The organism is Micromonospora echinospora (assembly GCF_014203425.1).
Lineage (GTDB): Bacteria > Actinomycetota > Actinomycetes > Mycobacteriales > Micromonosporaceae > Micromonospora > Micromonospora echinospora_A.
The window spans coordinates 2732518-2750641 of sequence record NZ_JACHJC010000001.1 but is presented as its reverse complement, the minus strand read 5'-3'; the positions used below and the strand labels follow the sequence as shown (position 1 = coordinate 2750641).

Here is an 18124-nt window from a genome sequence, read left to right as displayed (position 1 = left end):
ATGCTCCTATCGGCTCTTTCGGTTGCCCACGAACAGCACGAGGCAGATGACGGTGACCGCGACGACGACCAGGCTGGACGACGCGGCGATGGTGGGGTCGATCTCGACGGTGACGCTGTTGTACATCTGCACCGGCAGCGTCTGGAACGTCGGAGCGCGGAGGAACAGCGCGATCACCACCTCGTCGAACGAGGTCACGAACGCGAAGATGGCGCCGGTGACGATCCCCCGGCTGATCAGCGGCATGGTCACGAACAGGAAGGTCCGCATCGGCGTCGCGCCCAGCGACGCCGACGCCCGCAGCAGCTTCGGGTCGAAGCCGCTGAGCGCGCTCGTCACCGACACCAGCACGAACGGCACGCCGATCGCGGCGTGGGCGAACACGTAACCGCTCAGCGTGCCGACGAGGTGCCACTTGAGGAACGAGATGTAGACGGCGACCGCGATCACGATCGACGGCGTGACGATCGAGACCATCAGCAGCGTCCGCGCGAGCCGCGCGAGCCGCCCGGTCAGGCTGTGCAGGCCGATGGCGGCGGCGGTGCCGACCACCGTGGCGAGCGACGCGGCGAGTACGCCGACCAGCACCGAGGTACGCAACGACGCGAGCCAGGTCGGGTCGGTGAAGAAGTTCTCGTACAGCTTGAGCGAGAAGCCGGTGGGCGGGAACTGGAACGTCGACGCAGTGCTGAAGCTCATCGGGATGACGAACAGGGTGGGCAGGATGAAGTACAGCGCCACCAGGGCGCCGACGAGCTTGAGCCACCAGGGGATCGGGTCGACAGTGGTGGCGCGGCGACGCCGGCGGGCCGGGGCGGGTCGCCGGGGCGTACGCGGAGGAAGGTCGGTCTTCGTCGCGGTCATGGCTGGTCCTTCGTCCTGGCGGCGGCGACGACGCCGATCGCCGAGATGGTTCCGCCGAGGCGGTTCGCCCAGGCGACGAGCACGAGGGTGACGACGAGCACGAGCATGCCCAGCGCGCCGGCACCCGAGAAGTCGAGCAGCAGGGTGGTGCGCTGGCCGAGCAGCTGCGCGACGAGGGACTGCTGCGGCGACCCGAGCAGGGCCGGCGTGACGTAGAAGCCGAGGCTCAGGGTGAACACGAGGATCAGGCCCGCGACCACGCCGGCGCGCGACAGCGGCCAGTAGATCTTCCAGAACGCGACCAGCGGGTGGGAGCCGAGACCGCGCGCGGCCAGCAGGAGCCGCCGGTCGATGCCGGACAGCGCGCTGAACAACGGCAGCACCATGAACGGGAGCAGCACCTGGCTCATCGCGACCGTCACGCCGGCCACCGTCCCGTACAGCACGACGTCCAGGCCGAACAGTTCGAAGAAGGAGTGCACCGGTCCGTTGCGTTGCAGGATGACGATCCAGGCGTAGTTGCGGGCCATGACCGAGGTCCAGAACGGGATCAGCACGATGACCAGCAGCACGCCCCGCATGCGCGGACCGACGCGGGTCATCAGGTAGGCGTACGGATAGCCGAGCAGGAAGGCGATGACGGTGACCGCGGCCGCCGTCATCGCGGTGCGGAGGAGCACCCGCATCGTCACGCCGTCGGTGAAGAGCGACTCGTAGTGCCGCAGGGTCCAGTCGCCGTTGCCGACGCTGCGCAGGAAGCTGTTGCCGAGCGGCACGAGCAGGATCCAGGCGAGCAGGGTGAGCGCCGGCACGAGGAGCAACCACTGCGGACGCGGCCGGAGCCGCCGTAGGAGACCTGGCATTTCTGTTTCCGCCTTCCGCCCGGCGTCCCGGGCTCGCCTGTCATGCATGGCTGGTCGCGATCATGGAGCCGAGGGTCTCGGCCGCCTGTTCCAGCGCGGCGACGCGCGCCGAGGGCCGGTCCGCGGCGTTGAGCATCTCGGTCGTGCCGAGCAGGCCCATCGCGGCCTGCACGTCGTAGGTGGCGAAAATCGGCACCGCCACCGAGGCCAGGCCGGCCCGGTCCAGGTCCGCCCAGGCGATGCGGTGCCGCCGTACCCGGGCCAGCGCCTGCCGCTCCACTGCCGCCTCGGCCGGGGTGAGGCTCGCGTGGGCCCGCGTCACGGTGGCCGGATCGGCCTGGAAGGCGAGCAGGACGCGGGTCTGCGCGGCCTTGAGCTCCAGCACCGTCCCGACCCGGGCGGTCAGCACGATGCTGCCCTGGTGCGGCTCCTCGACGAGCGTCACCACCGCGCCGGAGCGTCCGAGGAAGCTCAGCACTGTGGTGAGGCCGGTCGTGTCCGAGAGCTGCCGCATGATCGCCGGCGCCAGGGTGAGGAGTTGCTGGCGGACCGAGACGAGGGCGAAGAGCTGGTCGAGCAGCGGGCCGGGGCCGAACGACGCGCTCAGGAAGCCGGCCCGTTGCAGGGACTGGAGGTAGCGGTGCGCGGTCGTCCGGTTGAGGCCGAGGCGCTCGGCCACCAGACCCGGGGCGAGACTCCGGGTGTGCTCGTCGAGCAGCGCGAGGACGTTCGCGGCCCGGTCGATGGACTGGATCATGGTGCGATCCGTGTCCACTGTTGCCGGTCCGGGGCCGGTTCGCTGGTCGTCAGGATCGGCGCTCATCGTCACCTCCTTGCCGGACGCATCCTTCCGGGGACCCGGTCCAGGGCAGGCAAAAGTTCACATGCGAGCAGAGCCATGCGCGATGCGAACGAGGGCTCTTCCGCTCGACGCCTCGACGGGCACGCCGACGAGGCGCGAGCGCTGGGCGGATCCGGCACGACCGATGGTTGACCCGAGACCGGGCGTTCGTTTTGCGAGCTACCGCTTTCGGTATGCGGACGATAACCGGTAACCCGCGCGCAACACAATGGTCCTTTCGCGGGCCCGGCGCAGCCATTACGCCGTTCGGCGGCCCATGGACACGAGCTGTGCTCGTCCGTATGCTGAACGACAAGTTCATGGGACGAACAGGAGGAGTCGATGGGCGTCTCGAAGGATGGCCAGCCGGTCCCGCCAGGGCTGTTGAAGGTCCTGGACGGCACGGTTGACCTGCACTGCCACTCCGGCCCGAGCCCTTTCCCGCGGCGGATCAACCACGTCGAGGCGTCGTACGACGCCGCACGCATCGGCCTGCGGGCGCTGCTGGTGAAGTCGCACCACCACAACACCGTCATGGACCTGCTCGCCATGGGCCCCTGGCTGAAGGAGGCGCCGACACCCGTCTACGGCGGCGTCGCGCTGAACTCCGAGGTCGGCGGCATCAACCCCTCAGCCGTCGCGATGAGCCTGCGGATGGGCGGCCGGTGCGTGTGGGCGCCCACCGTGTCCGCGCGCCAGCACATCGAGCACCACAGCCACGAGCACGGATTCCCGACCTCGGGCCTCGACCTGCTGGAGAGCGAGGTCTCGGTGTTCGACGACAGCGGGTCCGTCTCCGCGCAGACCGAGCAGGTCGTCGAGGTCGTCGCGGACGCCAGCGCGCTGCTGACCGGCGGCCACCTCGACGCCGAGTCGATGAAGGCGCTGTTCACGGTCGCCGTCGCCAAGGGCGTGCGCCGGCTTCTCGTCCAGCACCCCGACTTCATCGTGGGCGCCTCGGACGGCGACATCGAGGAGTTGCTGCGGATGGGGGCGTACGTCGAGCACGAGATCGCGATGTACCACCCCGGCGTCCCGAAGCCGGGCTGGCCGATCGAGCAGCTCGTGCGCTGGATCGAGCGCGTCGGGCCCGAGCGCACCACCATCGGCTCGGACCTGGGCCAACAGGGCAACCCGCTGCCGGTCGACGGCTACATCTACATCGTGCAGCGCCTGCTCGACCACGGGGTGTCCGAGAAGGACGTCCGGCGGATGATCGCCGGGAACCCGGCCTATCTGCTCGGCCTGGAGGACAGCCCGTCGTGATCAGGGCGGACAGGGTCATCATCAGCGCGGCGGTCACCGGGTCCGTGCACGTGCCCTCGCAGAGCGACCACCTTCCGCTCTCCCCCGAACAGGTGGTGCAGTCCTCGCTGGAGGCGGCTCAGGCGGGCGCCGCTGTCATCCACCTGCACGCGCGGCATCCGGACGGGCGGCCCGCGTTCGAACCGGCCACGTTCGAGGAGATCATCCCGCCGATCGTCGAGCAGTGCGACGCGGTCATCAACATCACCACCGGGGGCGCCTCGTCGATGACGATCGAGGAACGGCTCGCCGCCGCCGCCCGGTTCAGCCCGGAGCTCGCCTCGCTGAACATGGGGTCGATGAACTTCGTCTACTCCGGCATCGCGGAGCGGGTCAGCCGCTGGAAGCACGACTGGGAGAAGCCCTACGTCGAGAACACCTACCGGCAGCCCTTCATCAACACGTTCGCCCAGATCGAGTACGCGTTGCGCGAGATCGGCGAGAAGGGCGGCACCCGGTTCGAGTACGAGTGCTACGACATCGGGCACCTCTACACCCTGGCCCACTTCGTGGACCGCGGTCTCGCCCGGCCACCCCTGTTCATCCAGGGCGTCTTCGGCATCCTCGGCGGCATCGGCGCGGACCACGCCAACCTGACCCACATGATCGCCATCGCCGACAAGCTGTTCGGCGCGGAGTACCACTTCTCCGCGTTCGCGGCGGGCCGGCACCAGATGCAGTTCTGCACCCACAGCGCGTGGCTGGGCGGGCATGTCCGGGTGGGTCTGGAGGACAACCTCTACATCGGCAAGAGCGAACTCGCGACCAGCAACGCGCAGCAGGTCCGCAAGGTCCGGTCGGTCGTCCAGGACCTGGGCCGCACGATCGCGACGCCCGACGAGGCCCGGGCGATCCTCGGCCTCAAGGGCGGCCAGAACATCAGCCGTTGACGCCACCGACACTTCGCAGGGACTGATGACATGACCATGTATGCCAAGGACGACATCCGGTCGCAACTGGCGGCGGCGGCCCCGTCGCGGTCGGTCGACCCGTCCACGCCGGTCCGGCCGGCCCAGTACCTCGCGCTGTACGACATGGCGCCGACAACGGTCAGCGACGCGGGCAGCCGGACGTGGCTGGTACGCGGCCAGCACCTCGTGCTCTCGTGGACCGAGGCGGTGGCCGGCGACCGGTTCGCCCGGTCGGAGCAGCCGGACGAGTACGCGGTGCTGATGTACTCCGGCAGCGCCCCGGTGCGGGTGAGCGCCGGCGGCGGTTCCGCCGAGGTGGCGCAGGAGGCGTTCGTGGTGGTGCCGCCCGGCGACAGCGTGGTCGAGGCGCTCGCCGACGGCCCGGTGATCCGGGTGTTGTCGACTCTCGCCCCGGACCTGGCCGGGGCGTGCGCCAACGCGGCCGCCTACCGCGAGCCCGACCCCCGGTGCGCGCCGCTCGCCGCCTGGCCCGACCCGGTGGACGGGTTCCGGCTGCGGGTGTACCCGCTCGCCGAGCACCCGATCGAGCCGGGCCGGTTCGGGCGCATCTTCCGTACCACGAACATGATGATCAATTTCCTGGCCGAGGAACCTGCGCCGCGGGACCCGCTGCGCCTCTCCCCGCACTCGCACGACGACTTCGAGCAGCTCTCGTTCGGCGTCAAGGGCGAGTTCGTCCACCACATCCGCTACCCCTGGGGACCCGATTCCACCCGATGGCGCCCGGACGACCACGGCCGCCTCGGCGTGCCCTCGCTCTGCGTCATCCCGCCGCCGACTGTGCACACCACCCAGGGCGTCGGCGACCACCAGCAGCTGATCGACATGTTCGCGCCGCCGCGCGCGGACTTCTCCGCAAAGGCCGGGTGGGTGCGCAACGCCGACGACTACCCGATGCCGGCATGAGCACCGACGTGGCCGCCCCGAGGCGCAGCCGGTTCCGGGCCGCGCTCGCCCGCCCGGACGCCCCGGCGCTGGGCACGTGGGTGAAGCTGCCGGTGATGGAGAGCGTGGAACTGCTCGCGCTCGCCGGATTCGACTTCGTCGTCGTCGACCTGGAACACGCCCCGATCGACCTGCAGACGGCCTATCAGCTGATCGGGACCGCCAACCATCTCGGGCTGGCTCCGATCGTCCGGATCCCGGCGCTCGACCCGGGCATCACGCAGCGGATCCTCGACGCGGGCGCCGAGGGCGTCATGGTCCCGCACGTGGACACCGTCGAGCAGGCGCGAGCCGCCGTCGCGTCGGTCCGATTCCCGCCGCTCGGCGCCCGCGGCGTCGGCAGCACGAGCCGGGCCGGCGCGTGGGGCGCCATGCCCCGCGCCGAGTACCTGCGCTACGGACAGGAGGAGGTCGTGCTCGTCGTCCAGATCGAGAGCGCCCGGGCCGCCTCGTCGGCCGGGGCCGTCGCGGCGGTGCCGGGTGTCGACGCGCTGCTCGTCGGGGCCGCGGATCTGTCCACGTCCGAGGGCACTACCGAGGACGATCCCCGGGTCGTCGCGCTCGTCGCCGCCGCCGTCAAGGACTGCCTCGCCGCCGGCGTACCCATCGGCAACGCCGGCGGGGCGGACGCCGGCGCGGTCCGGCGGGCTGCCGACGCCGGTTTCACCTTCACCCTGCTGAGCAACGACGCCAGCCTGCTCGGCGCGGCGGCCCGGGCCGCCGTGCAGGCGGGCCGCACCGTGCGGTACCGGCGCTGAGGCACGCCGTGGCACCCCTCACGACGGCGCTGCACCTGCGGTGGGCCGACACCGACCACTACGGCCACGTCAACAACGTCACCTGGCTGCGCTTCGTCGACGAGGCGCGCACGACGACGTACCTGCTCGCGCAGACCACGCTCGTGGTCTGCGACCTGGCCGACCGCCGGCCCCGGCCGCTGACCGCCGCCGAGCGCGATGCGCTGGCGCCCTACCGGGGCGATCCGCTGACCTTCCGTTGAGCCGCCCGAAAGGAATCACCGTGCCGACCTACGACGAGCTCTCCACGGCCGCGGTGCCCGGCGCCGCCTGGGACGTCTTCGGACCGGGCGACCAGCTCGGCAGCATCAACCGGCTGACGCCGGAGCGGGTGACCGCCGCCGCCCGCCTGGTCCGCCGGGGCGAGCGGTTCAACCTCGACTACCCGGTCAACGCCTTCGAGCCCTATCCGACCGGCACCCGGCGTCCCGCCGAGCACCACGTCTTCGCCAACAACCCGCTGCATCGCGACGACTGGATCGACTCGTTCTACCTCCAGTCCACCTCGCAGCTCGATTCGCTGCGTCACATCGGGCACCCCGCCCACGGCTTCTACGGCGGGCTGTCCGCCGCGGACAACAACCAGGACTCGACCGCGCTCGGCATCCACCACTGGGCGGAGGCCGGGATCGCCGGACGGGGCGTGCTGCTCGACATCCCCCGGCACTTCGCCCGCGAGGGCCGCCCGTACGACTGCGAGCAGACGATCGCGCTGGACGAGACGGTGCTGGACGCCGTCGCGCGGGCGCAGGGCGTGTCCTGGCGTGGCGGCGACATGCTGCTGCTGCGTACCGGGTGGGCCGGGAACTACCTCGCCAAGTCCGTCGAGGAACGGGTCGAGTTCAACACCCGCAACCGCTCCCCCGGGCTGGCCCAGCGCGAGTCGGTGCTGCGCTGGTTGTGGGACCACGAGATCGCGCTCGTCGCCGCCGACAACCTGGCCGTGGAGGCGGACCCGGTGCTGGAGTCGGACTTCCGCTCGCCCCACGACCGCCCGCCGGAGCGCGGGGTCGACCACAGCGGCATGCTGCACCGGCCGCTCATCGCGCTGCTCGGGATGGCCTTGGGCGAGCTGTGGAGACTCGACGACCTCGCCGACGACTGCGCCGCCGACGGCGTCTACGAGTTCTTCCTCACCTGCAAGCCGCTGAACCTGCCCGGCGGCGTCGGGTCGCCGCCGAACGCGCTCGCCGTCAAGTGAGCGGCTGACGACGCCGGCCCCGGATCGAGGGCCGGCGTCGTCGGCGATCACGGGGTCAGAGTGTGGTTTCGTCGGTGAGGCCGAAGTAGTCGTGCCATTTGGTGCTGGGGCTGAAGGTGGTGCCGGTGGACAGGGCGACGTAGATGTCGTTTGTGGTGTTTTTGGTGAAGACGATGAGGTCGTCTTTGCCGTCGCCGTTGGCGTCGGCGAGGTAGGGGAATTCGCCGGGTAGGCAGAAGAAGTCGTGCCATTTGATGGTGGTGCCGGTGAACGACGAACCGGTGGAGGTGGCGGCGTAGACGTCGGCGTCGGTGTTGCAGGTGAAGGTGACGATGTCGTCGCGTCCGTCGCCGTTGATGTCGCCGACGCGGGGTTGTTCGGTGCCGACGGCGAACAGGTCGTGCCATGTCTGTGGTGTCCCGAAGCCGCTGCCGGTGGACAGGGCGACGATGACGTCGGCTGCGGTGGCGGGGCCTTGGGTGAAGGTGATGATGTCCTCGCGTCCGTCGCCGTTGACGTCGCCGAGGGCGGGGAATTCTCCGGGGATGGAGAAGTAGTCGTGCCATTTGATTGCGGTGCCGGTGAAGCCGGTGCCGGTGGACAGGGCGACGTAGACGTCGGCGTTGGTGTCGTGGGTGAAGGTGATGATGTCGTCGCGGCCGTCGCCGTTGACGTCGCCGACGGCGGGGACTTCGGTGCCGGGGGCGAACCAGTCGTGCCATTTCGCCGATGCGGCGAATGATGTGCCGGTGGACAGGGCGACGTGGACGTCGGCGGTGGTGCCGTGGGTGAACACGATCGCGTCGTCTCGTCCGTCGCCGTTGACGTCTCCGGTCAACGGGGTCTCCCCGGACAACGCGAACCAGTCGTGCCACTTCACCGATGTTCCCGCGAACGACGAACCGGTCGAGGTGGCCACGTAGGCGTCGGCGAGTGAGCCGTGCGTGAACGCCACCACGTCATCCCGGCCGTCACCGTTGAAATCAGTCGGCGAACCACCGAAATACCGGGGCGCGGCCGGCCCGCCACCGCCCTGGTTCACCAGCGAGAGGTAGTAGTTCCAGTTCCAGTTCGGCCCCGGGTCGGTGTGGTCGTTGCCCGGGATCTCGTTGTGCCCCTTGATGCCGGTGCGGTTCTTCGGGATGCCGTACTTGTCGCACAGGTAGCGGGTCAGCGCGGCCGAGGAACGGTACATCGCGTCGGTGAACCAGGCCGGGTTGTCCACGTACCCCTCGTGCTCGATGCCGACGCCGTACGCGTTGCCGGACCGGGCGTGGTACGCGGTGTCGCCCTCGCGGACCATTTGGGTGATCTCGCCGGTGCTGGACTTCACCACGTAGTGGGCGCTGACGCCGGACGACGGGTTCTGGAACCAGCTGATGGTGCCGGCGTACGAGCCCTGGGTGACGTGGAGGATCACGGTGGTGATCCGGCTGGACCGCCCGGCGCCATAGTTCGCGCCGTTCGCGGCGACCCACCGCGCCGCCGGGTACTCCGGCACGGCGGCGGCGAGCGTACGGGACGCCGTGCCGGCGGGGAGAACCGTGGCGTAGCGGCCCCGCTCCGGCTCGACCCGGTACGCCCGGACCGGCACCGCGCCCGGGATGCCCTGCTGTACCAGCTCGTAGATCCCGTCCGCGTACAGGCGGGCGGTGGCGTCGTCGGCCGCGCCTCCGTATCGCGCCACCACCGGATACCAGGCGGTGACCCGGTCCCGGTCCCGCGCGGTCAGCCCTTCGGCGTCTGCCAGCTCGCGCAGCACTGCCGCGCCGCCGCGGATGTTGGCCGGCGTGACGGTCTTCAGGCGCGCGACCGGCTCACCGGTCAACGCCGCCGCCCGTTCCAGGCTGTGCCGGGCCGGGTTACTCACCAGGTGCATCACCCCGTAGCCGTTGGCCTGGCTCGGCTCGCCGCCGTGCCCGTCCAGGCGGGACTCGCCGTAGCCGACCGCTACCAGGACGTCCCGGGGCACGTCGTACTCCTGCGCCGCCCGCACGAAGGCGGCGTCCAGCGCGGTACGGCCCGGCGGCGTCGCGGACGCGGACGCGGGCTGCACCGCGACCGCTCCGGCGAGCGCCGCGGCCAGCAGGGCGGCGCCGACGCGCCGCCGTCTCCGTCGTGTTCCGGCCACGAGGGCCTCCCATCCTGGCGTCACAGCGTCACCTCACCGGTGAGGCCGAAGTAGTCGTGCCATTTGGTGCTGGGGCTGAAGGTGGTGCCGGTGGACAGGGCTACGTAGATGTCGTTTGTGGTGCCTTTGGTGAAGACGATGAGGTCGTCTTTGCCGTCGCCGTTGGCGTCGGCGAGGTAGGGGAATTCGCCGGGTAGGCAGAAGAAGTCGTGCCATTTGATGGTGGTGCCGGTGAAGGTGGTGCCGGTGGAGGTGGCGGCGTAGACGTCGGCGTCGGTGTTGCAGGTGAAGGTGACGATGTCGTCGCGTCCGTCGCCGTTGATGTCGCCGACGCGGGGTTGTTCGGTGCCGACGGCGAACAGGTCGTGCCATGTCTGTGGTGTCCCGAAGCCGCTGCCGGTGGACAGGGCGACGATGACGTCCGCCGCTGACGCGGGGCCTTGGGTGAAGGTGATGATGTCCTCGCGTCCGTCGCCGTTGACGTCGCCGAGGGCGGGGAACTCACCGGCGATGGAGAAGTAGTCGTGCCACTTCACCGCCGTACCGGCGAACGACGAACCGGTCGACAACGCCACGTAGACGTCCGCCGTCGCGTTGTGCGTGAACGCGACGATGTCGTCCCTGCCGTCGCCGTTGACGTCACCCACGGCGGCTATCTCCGCGCCGGGGGCGAACCAGTCGTGCCACCTGCCCGGCGACGTGAACGCCGACCCGTTCGACAGCGCCACGTACACGTCGCCGGTGTTGCCGTGCGCGAACGTGACGATGTCGTCGCGGCCGTCACCGTTGACGTCGCCCGTCGACGCGGTCTCCCCGCCGATGGAGAAGAAGTCGTTCCACTTCACCGACGTCCCGGCGAAGCCGGTACCGGTCGACGTGCTCGCGTAGACGTCGGCGGTGGCGTTCTGGGTGAAGGTGAGGACGTCGTCGCGGCCGTCGCCGTTGACGTCCGTCGACGAACCGCCGGCCATGCCGTGGGTACGCGCCGCCTGGTTGAGCAGCGTCCGAGCGGTCGCCGCCGCCTGGTCGTACCGGTCGGGAAAGCCCGACCGCTGGACGCACTGGGCGACCTGCCCGGCGGTGTAACCGGGGTTGTTGCGGTCGCAGGTGATCGCGCGGGTGACGTACTGCGTGGTGGCGTAGACCGGGTCCATGATCTGCTCCGGGGTGCCCCAGCCGTAGTCCCAGCGCTGCTGGAACACGCCCAGGCTCGACTTGTCGCCGCAGGGCAGGTTGTTCATGTGGGACTCGACCCACCCCGTCTCGAAGGTGGAGAGCATGACCTTGTCGTTGACGTTGTACGACCGGGCCACCCGGTAGACGATCACGGTGACGGCGGGGTCGTGGGTGGCCGGGACGGACGGGCAGGCGAGCGTGCCGATCGGTACGGCGGCCGCCGGCGCGCCGACCGCGCCGGCTGCCGTGACGGTGCAGAGCGCGACAAGCAGCGCCAGCAGGGTTCGTCTCACCATGCTCCTCCGGGGGTGTGGGCTGACCAGGCGGCACCGGGCGAGAAATCGATTGCCGACGAGTCTCGTAGTCATCCTCGTCGATGTCAATAGCGTCGGTCGGACCGGCCCACCCGGCCGGAAATCGATTGCTGGGCCGGTATAGGATTCCGAGCGACCTCCCGCGGTGGCGGTCTCCCTCCGGCACGTCACCATCCGACGGGGGCCGGGTCGGAGCAGCCCGGGCGACGACGACGGGAGCGCGATGACGACCATCTACGACGTGGCGCGTCGCGCGGGAGTGTCACCGGCGACAGTCTCCCGCGTCCTCAACGGGCGAGCCTCGGTCGACCCGGAGATGGCCGCCCGGGTGCGGCAGGCCGCGCAGGACCTGGACTACCGCCCGAACGCCGTCGCGCGCAGCCTGCGCCGCAGCCGGACCAGCCTCTGGGCGGTCATCATCTCCGACATCGGGAACCCGTTCTTCACCTCGATGGTGCGCGGCGTCGAGGACGTCGCGCAGGAGGCCGGCTTCTCCGTCGTGCTCTGCAACGGCGACGAGGACCCGGAGAAGGAGGCCCGCTACGTGGCGGCGGCCCTGGCCGAGCGGATGGCCGGGGTGATCATCTCCTCGTCCGGGAAGCCGGCCCTGATCAGCCGACTGGTGCAGGCGCGCATCCCGGTCGTGGCGATCGACAGGCAACCGCGCGGCGTCGAGGTGGACACCGTGCTGGTGGACAACACCCACGGCGCCGAGCAGGCGACCGCCCACCTGGTCGACAGCGGTTACCGGCGGATCGCCTGCATCACCGGCCCGCGCCGGATCTCCACCGCCATGCAGCGGCTGCGCGGTTACCAGCGGGCCCTGAAGGCGAGCGGACGCCAGGCCCTCGAGGACCTGATCCGGTACGCCGACTTCCGCGAGGAGGGCGGCTACCGCGCGATGGCCTCGCTGCTGGAGACCGCCGAGCCGCCGGACGCGGTGTTCGCGGCGAACAACCTGATGACAGTGGGCGCCGTCGAATGCCTCGTCGACAACGGCATCGGCGTACCCGACCCGTTCGGCATCGTCGGGTTCGACGACATCCCGTGGGCGCACCTGGTCCGGCCCTCGCTGAGCACCGTCGCGCAGCCCACGTACGACCTGGGGCGTACCGCCGCCACGCTGCTGGTCGAGCGGATCGCCGACCCGGCCAAGGCGCCCTCGACCGTGGTGCTCCACACCGAGCTGCGGATCCGCGAGAGCTCGGCGCCGTCGGCCGGCCGGCGGGGCCGAGCCGCCGGCCGTACCCCGTCGCACGGCACTGCCGCCGGCTCGCTCAGATCGTGACCTCCCCGCACAGGTGCACCCGTACGCCCAGCTCGGCGAAGAGGGCGGCCTTGACCCGTAGCGCGCGGTCGGCGGTGTCGGCGTCGGGCGCGTAGACCACGTTTACGTGGTTGGCCTTGTGCCGGGCCATCAACTGGTCGCGGCCCACGCCGTGCAGCACGGCGTGCATGATCGGCCACTGCGGTGTGGTGGCGTCCAGCCGCCGCCGGGTCTCCGCCTCGGGCAGCTCCACCACGGTGCCGCGCCCGAGGTCCACGTGCAGGCAGCCGTCCATCACGAACACCCGCGACCAGACGATCTCCCCCGGCTTCGACACGCCGCTGAGAGTGCCGCCGCCGAGCGGGAAGTACATCGGCGGCTGACGCATGCTGTACGACCTGTCGTAGCCGCCGTTGTGCGACGCGGGCACCGAACCGGAGATCTCGAAGACCCAGACGAAGTGCTCGCCGTACCGCTGTCCCCAGCGGATGTCGTGCAGCGTCGTCGCCGGGTCCAGGCCCATCGCGGTCCAGATCCGGTTGGTGACAAGCGAGTCCACAGCGACGCCCTCGTCGACCTCGTTGAAGTGCGGCAGCGCCGCGCCCGGGTACAGCTCCCGGGAGCCGTCCCGGCTGGTCACCGGGGGGCGTTCGACGTTGTTCAGCAGCCCTTCGGCCAGGTCGCTGGCCGGGACGGTGTCCTTGAGCCCCTGCTGGTACTGGATGCCGACCGCGTCCAGGCCGAAGTCGTCGGCGATGCGCAGCGCGGCGACGTACATCCGGCACTGGCTGAGCAGTTGGGCGTACGTCAGTTCGGTGGCCTCGTCGGTGCCGGTGTGGAACGTCATCCCGGCCGTCTCCAGCCAGGCGAGCACCGCCCGCGCCTCGGTGTCGGGCACCCGCGCCATCTCCGCCACGAGCGCGCTCTGCGAGAGGCGTTCCTTGAAGATGCCGATCGGGTTGAGCAGCTCGTCGTCGATGATGGCGTTGTACATGCCCATGCAGCCCTCGTCGAAGACGCCGATGACGGCCCGCTCGGAGACGAGATGCCGGGCCAGCGCCACACCGAGTTCGACCTCCTCGTCCGGCCGCAGCGCCGGCAGCGGGCGTACGTGGCTCTCGTCGTGCGTCACCTCGCCGGTCTCCAGCCACTTCTTCAGTCCGTCGCGCGCCCACTCGTCGGTGAAGTCCTCGCTCCACAGCGTCGAGTAGCGCACGCCCGCCTTGGTGAGGCTGCCGGCGAGGTTGAGCAGGCCCACCAGCCCGGGGTACTCCCCGCTCCAGTTCGCCACCAGCAGGATCGGCCCGCGGTGGGCACGCAGCCCGGCCAGCACGTGGTGGCTGTACTGCCAGACCGCCTCCACCACGATGAGCGGCACGTCGGCCGGGATGCTCCGGAAGACCTCGATCCCGGCGCGCTGGCTGTCGATGAAGCCGTGTCCTTTGACCGGGTCGACGTCGTGACCGCGCCGGACGTGCCAGCCGAGCGCGGTGACGGCGGCGGCGAGGTCGGCTTCGAGCTGTCGCTGGGTGGGCCAGCAGGTGACGTTCGCGCTAAGCCGCAGGTCGCCGCTGGCCACTGTGTAGACGGTCCGGGGCGGGGCGGCCGGACGCTCGACCGGGGCGGGCAGTATGTAACGGGTCACGGGGCGGCTCCCTCGACGGGCGGACGGTGGGCGGGACGGGACGCGGCCGCGTTCAGAGGCCACCGAGCTTCGCGTACGCCTCGGCGGCGTTCTCCCTGGTGATCCGCATGGTGCCCAGCGTGGTGGTACGCGGGACGTCCTCGGCGCAGTCGACGAGGATCTTCCGGGCCAGTTCGACCGCCTCCCGGCCGCCGGTGGCGTACTGGAACGTGGCGGCGAGCCGGCCCTGCTCGACGGCCTTGATCCCGCCGGAGGGCACCGGCAGCGCGTCGATGCCGGTGAACTTGATCCGCTGCACCATGCCCGCCGACTTCGCGGCGAGGTAGGCGCCCTCGGCCATCGGGTCGTTGTGCGCGTAGATCGCGGACACGTCCGGGTGGGCCTTGATCAGCGCGTCCGCCACTGACTGTCCCTTCTCCCGCAGCCAGTCGCCGGGCTGGGATGCGACGATCTGGATCTTCGGGTTGGCGGCGATGCCGTCGCGGAAGCCCTGCGCGCGCTCGGCGGCGGGGGTCGAGCCGGGCAGCCCGGCGATCTCGATCACCTTGCCGCCGTCGGGCAGCAGCGTCGTGGCGTAGAACTCGCCGGCCGCCTTGCCGATCGCCACGTTGTCGCCGCCGATGAACGCGGTGTACGCCTCCCCCTCGACCTTGCGGTCCAGCACGATCACCGGCACGCCCTGGTCGTACGCCTTCTTCACCACAGCGGTCAGCGGCTTGGCCTCGTTCGGCGAGATGATCAGCAGGTTGATCTTCTGGGTGAGGAAGTTCTCCACGTCGGCGACCTGCTTGCTGTTGTCCTGCGCGGCGTCGGAGACCACGACGCGGAAGCCGGGAACCGACTTCGCCGCCGTCTGCACGTCGTTGTTCATCACCTGCCGGTACGGCTCGGCGTTGTTGGCCTGGGACATGCCGATCAGGAAGTCCTTGCCGGCGCCGCAGGCGCGGGCCTGCCCGGCGTCGTCGGACGCTTTCTCGACGCTGCACCCCGTCGCCGCCAGCGCGCCGGCGACCAGCAGCGCGAGCAGTGTGGTTCGCTTGTCCATCGGTGGCTCCTCGGAGTCGGTTCGGTCAGGCGATGCCGCGGCGCAGCTTCTGCAACGCCGCCGCGAGCACGATCACCAGTCCTTTGATCAGCAGCTGGACGTTGGCGTCGATGTTGTTGAGCGCGAGGATGTTGTTGAGGATGCCGAGCAGCAGCGCGCCGGCCAGGGTGCCGCCCATCGAGCCGGAGCCGCCGGCCAGGCTGGTGCCGCCGATGACGACGGCGGCGATCGCGTCCAGCTCGTATCCGGCGCCGTCGTTCGGGCTGCCCTGGTTGAGCTGTCCCGCGTGGACGACGCCGGCCACCGCCGCCAGGATGCCGGCGACGGCGAACACGGCGACCTTGACCCGGGTCACGGGCACACCCGAGAGCCGGGCCGCCTTCTCGTTGCCGCCGATCGCGTAGACGTGCCGGGCGAACGCTGTCGTCCGCAGCACCACGACAGCGGCCACCCCGATCAGGACGAACAGCACCGCCGGCACCGGGAGCACTCCGTTTATCGAGCCGTTCAGCAGTTCGAAGGCGGGCGGCGCCTCCTGGGGTCCGTCGCCGTAGGCGATCGGGATGCCGAGGCCGCCGGACCAGATCCGGGCGATGCCCCGGGCGACCTGGAGACCGGCCAGGGTGACGATGAACGACTGGATGCCGAGGCGGGCCACGGCGTACCCCTGGAGCGCGCCGAACAGCGCGCCGATCGCGAGCACCGCGGCGACGGCGGGCAGGATGCCCAGCCCGGAGTCGACCATGAGCGTCGCGGTGCCGACTGCCGACAGACCGAGGATCGCCCCGACCGACAGGTCGATGCCGCCCAGCAGGATGACGAATGTCATCCCGATCGCGATGATGCCGATCTCCGACACCGCCCGGACGATGTTCCCCAGGTTGCCGGCGGTGAGGAAGAGGATCTCGCCGTCGCGGCGCGGTGAGGCGGCGATCGCCACGACGAAGACCACGAGCAGCGCGAAGAGACTCTGCACCGCGAAGAGCCGGTCGGCGAGCTCCCGGCGGCTACGCGGGCGGCGCAGCCAGCGGGCGGTGGCGCCGCGCGGCCCGACCGTACCGGCGGTGGGCGGCACCTCGGTCACGGCCGGCTCGGGCGGCGGCACGCGGGTGTCGGTCATCTGTCGTCCCTTCCGGCGGCCGGGCCGCCCATCGCCGCCGCGAGGACGTCCTCGCCGGTGCAGCCGTCGGTGGCGAGGTCGGCCACGGCCCGGCCGCGGCGCAGCACCACCACCCGGTCGCAGACCCCGAGCAGCTCGGGCAGTTCCGATGAGGCGAGCAGGATGCCCATGCCGTCGTCGGCGAGCCGGCGCAGCAGCCGGTAGATCTCCGCCTTCGCCCCGATGTCGACGCCGCGGGTCGGCTCGTCCAGCAGGAGCAGCCGCGGTTCGGTGAGCAGGTGCCGGGCGAAGACGACCTTCTGCTGGTTGCCGCCGGAGAGCTCGCCGACCGGCGTGGCCGCCGACGCCGTCTTGATCGCCAGGCCGGTGACCGACCGCGCGACGGCCGCTCGTTCCCGGCGTCGCCTGACGATCCCGGCCGAGGTCAGCCTGGACAGGGCGGCCAGCACGATGCTCCGGCCGACCGGGTGTTCCAGGACGAGCGCGGAACGGCGCCGGTCCTCGGGGACGAAGCCGACGCCGGCACGCAGCGCCGCGCGGGGGCGGCGCGGCGCGTACGGACGGCCGGCCAGCAGGACCGTGCCGGTGCGGCGGCCGACGGGCCCGGCGCCGAAGAGGGTCTCCAGCAGTTCGGTACGGCCGGCGCCCATCAGTCCGGCCAGGCCGACGATCTCGCCTGCGCGCACGGTCAGGCTGATGCCGTCCGGCTCGCAGCGGCCGGGCCGGGGCGCCCGGGGCCGCACGGCAAGGTCGGTGACGCGCAACAGCGGACCGGCGCCGGTCCCGGTCGGCTCGCGGCGCGGAGCGGGCCGACCGGCTGCGTCCGCCGTTTCGGAGCGCGGAGCGGGACTGCCGGCCGCGTCCGCCGGCTCGGGGCGCGGGCCGGGAGCGCCGGCCGGGGCAGGTTCGAACAGCGACGCGGCCCGGCCGCCGACCATCATCGCCACGATCCGCCGCCGGTCCATCCGGCCGGCCGGCACGACGCCGGCGACCGAACCGTTGCGCAGCACCGTCGCGCGGTCCGCGACGACCTCGATCTCCTCCATCCGGTGGGAGATGTAGACGACGCCGACGCCCCGCCGGCGCAGGCCGTCGACAGTGGTGAACAGCCGCCGCACCTCCCCGTCGGCGAGCGCGGCCGTCGGCTCGTCCATGACGAGCACGCGGGCGTCCAGGGCGAGCGCCTTGGCGATCTCGACGAGCTGCTGCTCCCCCACCCGCAGCGAGCCCACCGGGCGGCGCGGGTCGATGTCCGCGCCGAGCCGGTCCAGGTGCTCCCGCGCGGTACGCGCCGCGGCCCGCCGGTCGACTGTGCGCAGCCGGGTCCGGGGCTCCCGCCCGAGCACCAGGTTGTCCGCCACCGACAGCGCGGGCACCAGGTCGAGTTCCTGGTGGATCGTCGCGATGCCGGCGGCCTGGGCGGCGGCCGGGCCGGTGAACCGTGCCGGCGTCCCGTCGACTGTGACCTCTCCGTCGTAGTCGGTGATGACACCGGAGAGGATGTTGATCAGGGTGGACTTGCCCGCGCCGTTCTCGCCCAGCAGCGCGTGCACCTCACCGGCGCGCACGTCGAAGTCGACGCCGTCGAGGGCAGTCACGCCGCCGAACCGCTTGGCCACGCCGGTCGTCGCGACCACCACCCGGCCGCTCGGGCCGGCCGTGTCGCGGGTGTCCACGC

General features: G+C 71.2%; 16 protein-coding genes. 7 read left to right on the top strand and 9 right to left on the bottom strand.

The genetic code is table 11. The features are described 5' to 3' along the window. Window positions 1-6: 6 nt before the first annotated feature. The 3 genes from FHU28_RS13035 to FHU28_RS13025 are packed head-to-tail and all read right to left on the bottom strand — an operon-like array spanning window position 7 to window position 2550. A complete protein-coding gene (locus FHU28_RS13035; RefSeq protein ID WP_184683987.1) occupies window positions 7-864 on the bottom strand; it encodes an ABC transporter permease in 858 nt (285 codons plus the stop codon). Then, on the bottom strand, window positions 861-1727 hold the full coding sequence (locus tag FHU28_RS13030) for an ABC transporter permease (RefSeq protein WP_073827367.1): 867 nt from the start codon (window positions 1725-1727) through the stop codon (window positions 861-863). Before FHU28_RS13030 ends, FHU28_RS13035 begins: the two co-directional genes overlap by 4 nt. A gap of 40 nt (window positions 1728-1767) precedes the next feature. Further along, window positions 1768-2550 carry an IclR family transcriptional regulator gene (locus FHU28_RS13025; protein WP_184683985.1) on the bottom strand — a complete coding sequence of 261 codons (783 nt, stop codon included), beginning with the start codon at window positions 2548-2550 and terminating at the stop codon, window positions 1768-1770. Window positions 2551-2910: 360 nt separating this feature from the next. Between FHU28_RS13025 and FHU28_RS13020 the strand changes: the two genes are divergently transcribed. From FHU28_RS13020 to FHU28_RS12995, 6 genes are read left to right on the top strand one after another with little or no spacing between them, the layout of a single operon-like run. Further along, window positions 2911-3834, top strand: a complete 924-nt coding sequence (locus FHU28_RS13020; protein ID WP_184683983.1) for a DUF6282 family protein — start codon at window positions 2911-2913, stop codon at window positions 3832-3834. Further along, the gene (gene kce / locus FHU28_RS13015) at window positions 3831-4763 is read left to right on the top strand and encodes a 3,5-dioxohexanoate:acetyl-CoA acetone transferase (protein WP_184683981.1); all 933 of its coding nucleotides are present in this window, start codon (window positions 3831-3833) and stop codon (window positions 4761-4763) included. Before FHU28_RS13020 ends, kce begins: the two co-directional genes overlap by 4 nt. 30 nt (window positions 4764-4793) lie before the next feature. Then, window positions 4794-5711, top strand: coding sequence for a cupin domain-containing protein (locus FHU28_RS13010; RefSeq protein ID WP_221453189.1), 918 nt, complete (start codon window positions 4794-4796; stop codon window positions 5709-5711). Further along, window positions 5708-6508 carry an HpcH/HpaI aldolase family protein gene (locus FHU28_RS13005; RefSeq protein ID WP_184683979.1) on the top strand — a complete coding sequence of 267 codons (801 nt, stop codon included), beginning with the start codon at window positions 5708-5710 and terminating at the stop codon, window positions 6506-6508. Before FHU28_RS13010 ends, FHU28_RS13005 begins: the two co-directional genes overlap by 4 nt. A gap of 8 nt (window positions 6509-6516) precedes the next feature. Beyond that, complete coding sequence (locus FHU28_RS13000) at window positions 6517-6750, top strand: acyl-CoA thioesterase family protein (RefSeq protein WP_184683977.1); 234 nt, start codon at window positions 6517-6519, stop codon at window positions 6748-6750. A 20-nt stretch (window positions 6751-6770) separates the two neighbouring features. Continuing rightward, window positions 6771-7748 carry a cyclase family protein gene (locus FHU28_RS12995; RefSeq protein ID WP_184683975.1) on the top strand — a complete coding sequence of 326 codons (978 nt, stop codon included), beginning with the start codon at window positions 6771-6773 and terminating at the stop codon, window positions 7746-7748. Between the two features lie 55 nt (window positions 7749-7803). Here FHU28_RS12995 and FHU28_RS12990 read toward each other — a convergent pair whose 3' ends face one another. Continuing rightward, window positions 7804-9879 carry an N-acetylmuramoyl-L-alanine amidase gene (locus FHU28_RS12990; protein WP_184683973.1) on the bottom strand — a complete coding sequence of 692 codons (2076 nt, stop codon included), beginning with the start codon at window positions 9877-9879 and terminating at the stop codon, window positions 7804-7806. 20 nt (window positions 9880-9899) lie between these two features. Continuing rightward, a complete protein-coding gene (locus FHU28_RS12985; protein WP_221453188.1) occupies window positions 9900-11351 on the bottom strand; it encodes an FG-GAP-like repeat-containing protein in 1452 nt (483 codons plus the stop codon). A gap of 241 nt (window positions 11352-11592) precedes the next feature. On the opposite strand from FHU28_RS12985, the gene FHU28_RS12980 reads away from it, so the two are divergent. After that, a complete protein-coding gene (locus FHU28_RS12980; RefSeq protein WP_184683971.1) occupies window positions 11593-12657 on the top strand; it encodes a LacI family DNA-binding transcriptional regulator in 1065 nt (354 codons plus the stop codon). Here the strand turns inward: FHU28_RS12980 and FHU28_RS12975 are convergent. Genes FHU28_RS12975 through FHU28_RS12960 form a run of 4 tightly spaced genes read right to left on the bottom strand, consistent with a single transcriptional unit; the run spans window position 12647 to window position 18122 of the window. Next, the gene (locus FHU28_RS12975) at window positions 12647-14281 is read right to left on the bottom strand and encodes a fucose isomerase (RefSeq protein WP_184683970.1); all 1635 of its coding nucleotides are present in this window, start codon (window positions 14279-14281) and stop codon (window positions 12647-12649) included. The two genes, FHU28_RS12980 and FHU28_RS12975, sit on opposite strands and share 11 nt — an antisense overlap. 52 nt (window positions 14282-14333) lie before the next feature. Further along, window positions 14334-15326 carry a substrate-binding domain-containing protein gene (locus tag FHU28_RS12970; protein WP_116509403.1) on the bottom strand — a complete coding sequence of 331 codons (993 nt, stop codon included), beginning with the start codon at window positions 15324-15326 and terminating at the stop codon, window positions 14334-14336. Window positions 15327-15351: 25 nt separating this feature from the next. Next, window positions 15352-16446: an ABC transporter permease gene (locus tag FHU28_RS12965; RefSeq protein ID WP_184683968.1), complete on the bottom strand. Its 1095-nt coding sequence runs from the start codon at window positions 16444-16446 to the stop codon at window positions 15352-15354. Then, window positions 16443-18122, bottom strand: a complete 1680-nt coding sequence (locus FHU28_RS12960; protein WP_311773575.1) for a sugar ABC transporter ATP-binding protein — start codon at window positions 18120-18122, stop codon at window positions 16443-16445. The genes FHU28_RS12965 and FHU28_RS12960 overlap by 4 nt, the downstream gene beginning before the upstream one ends. Between the last annotated feature and the right edge of the window lie 2 nt (window positions 18123-18124).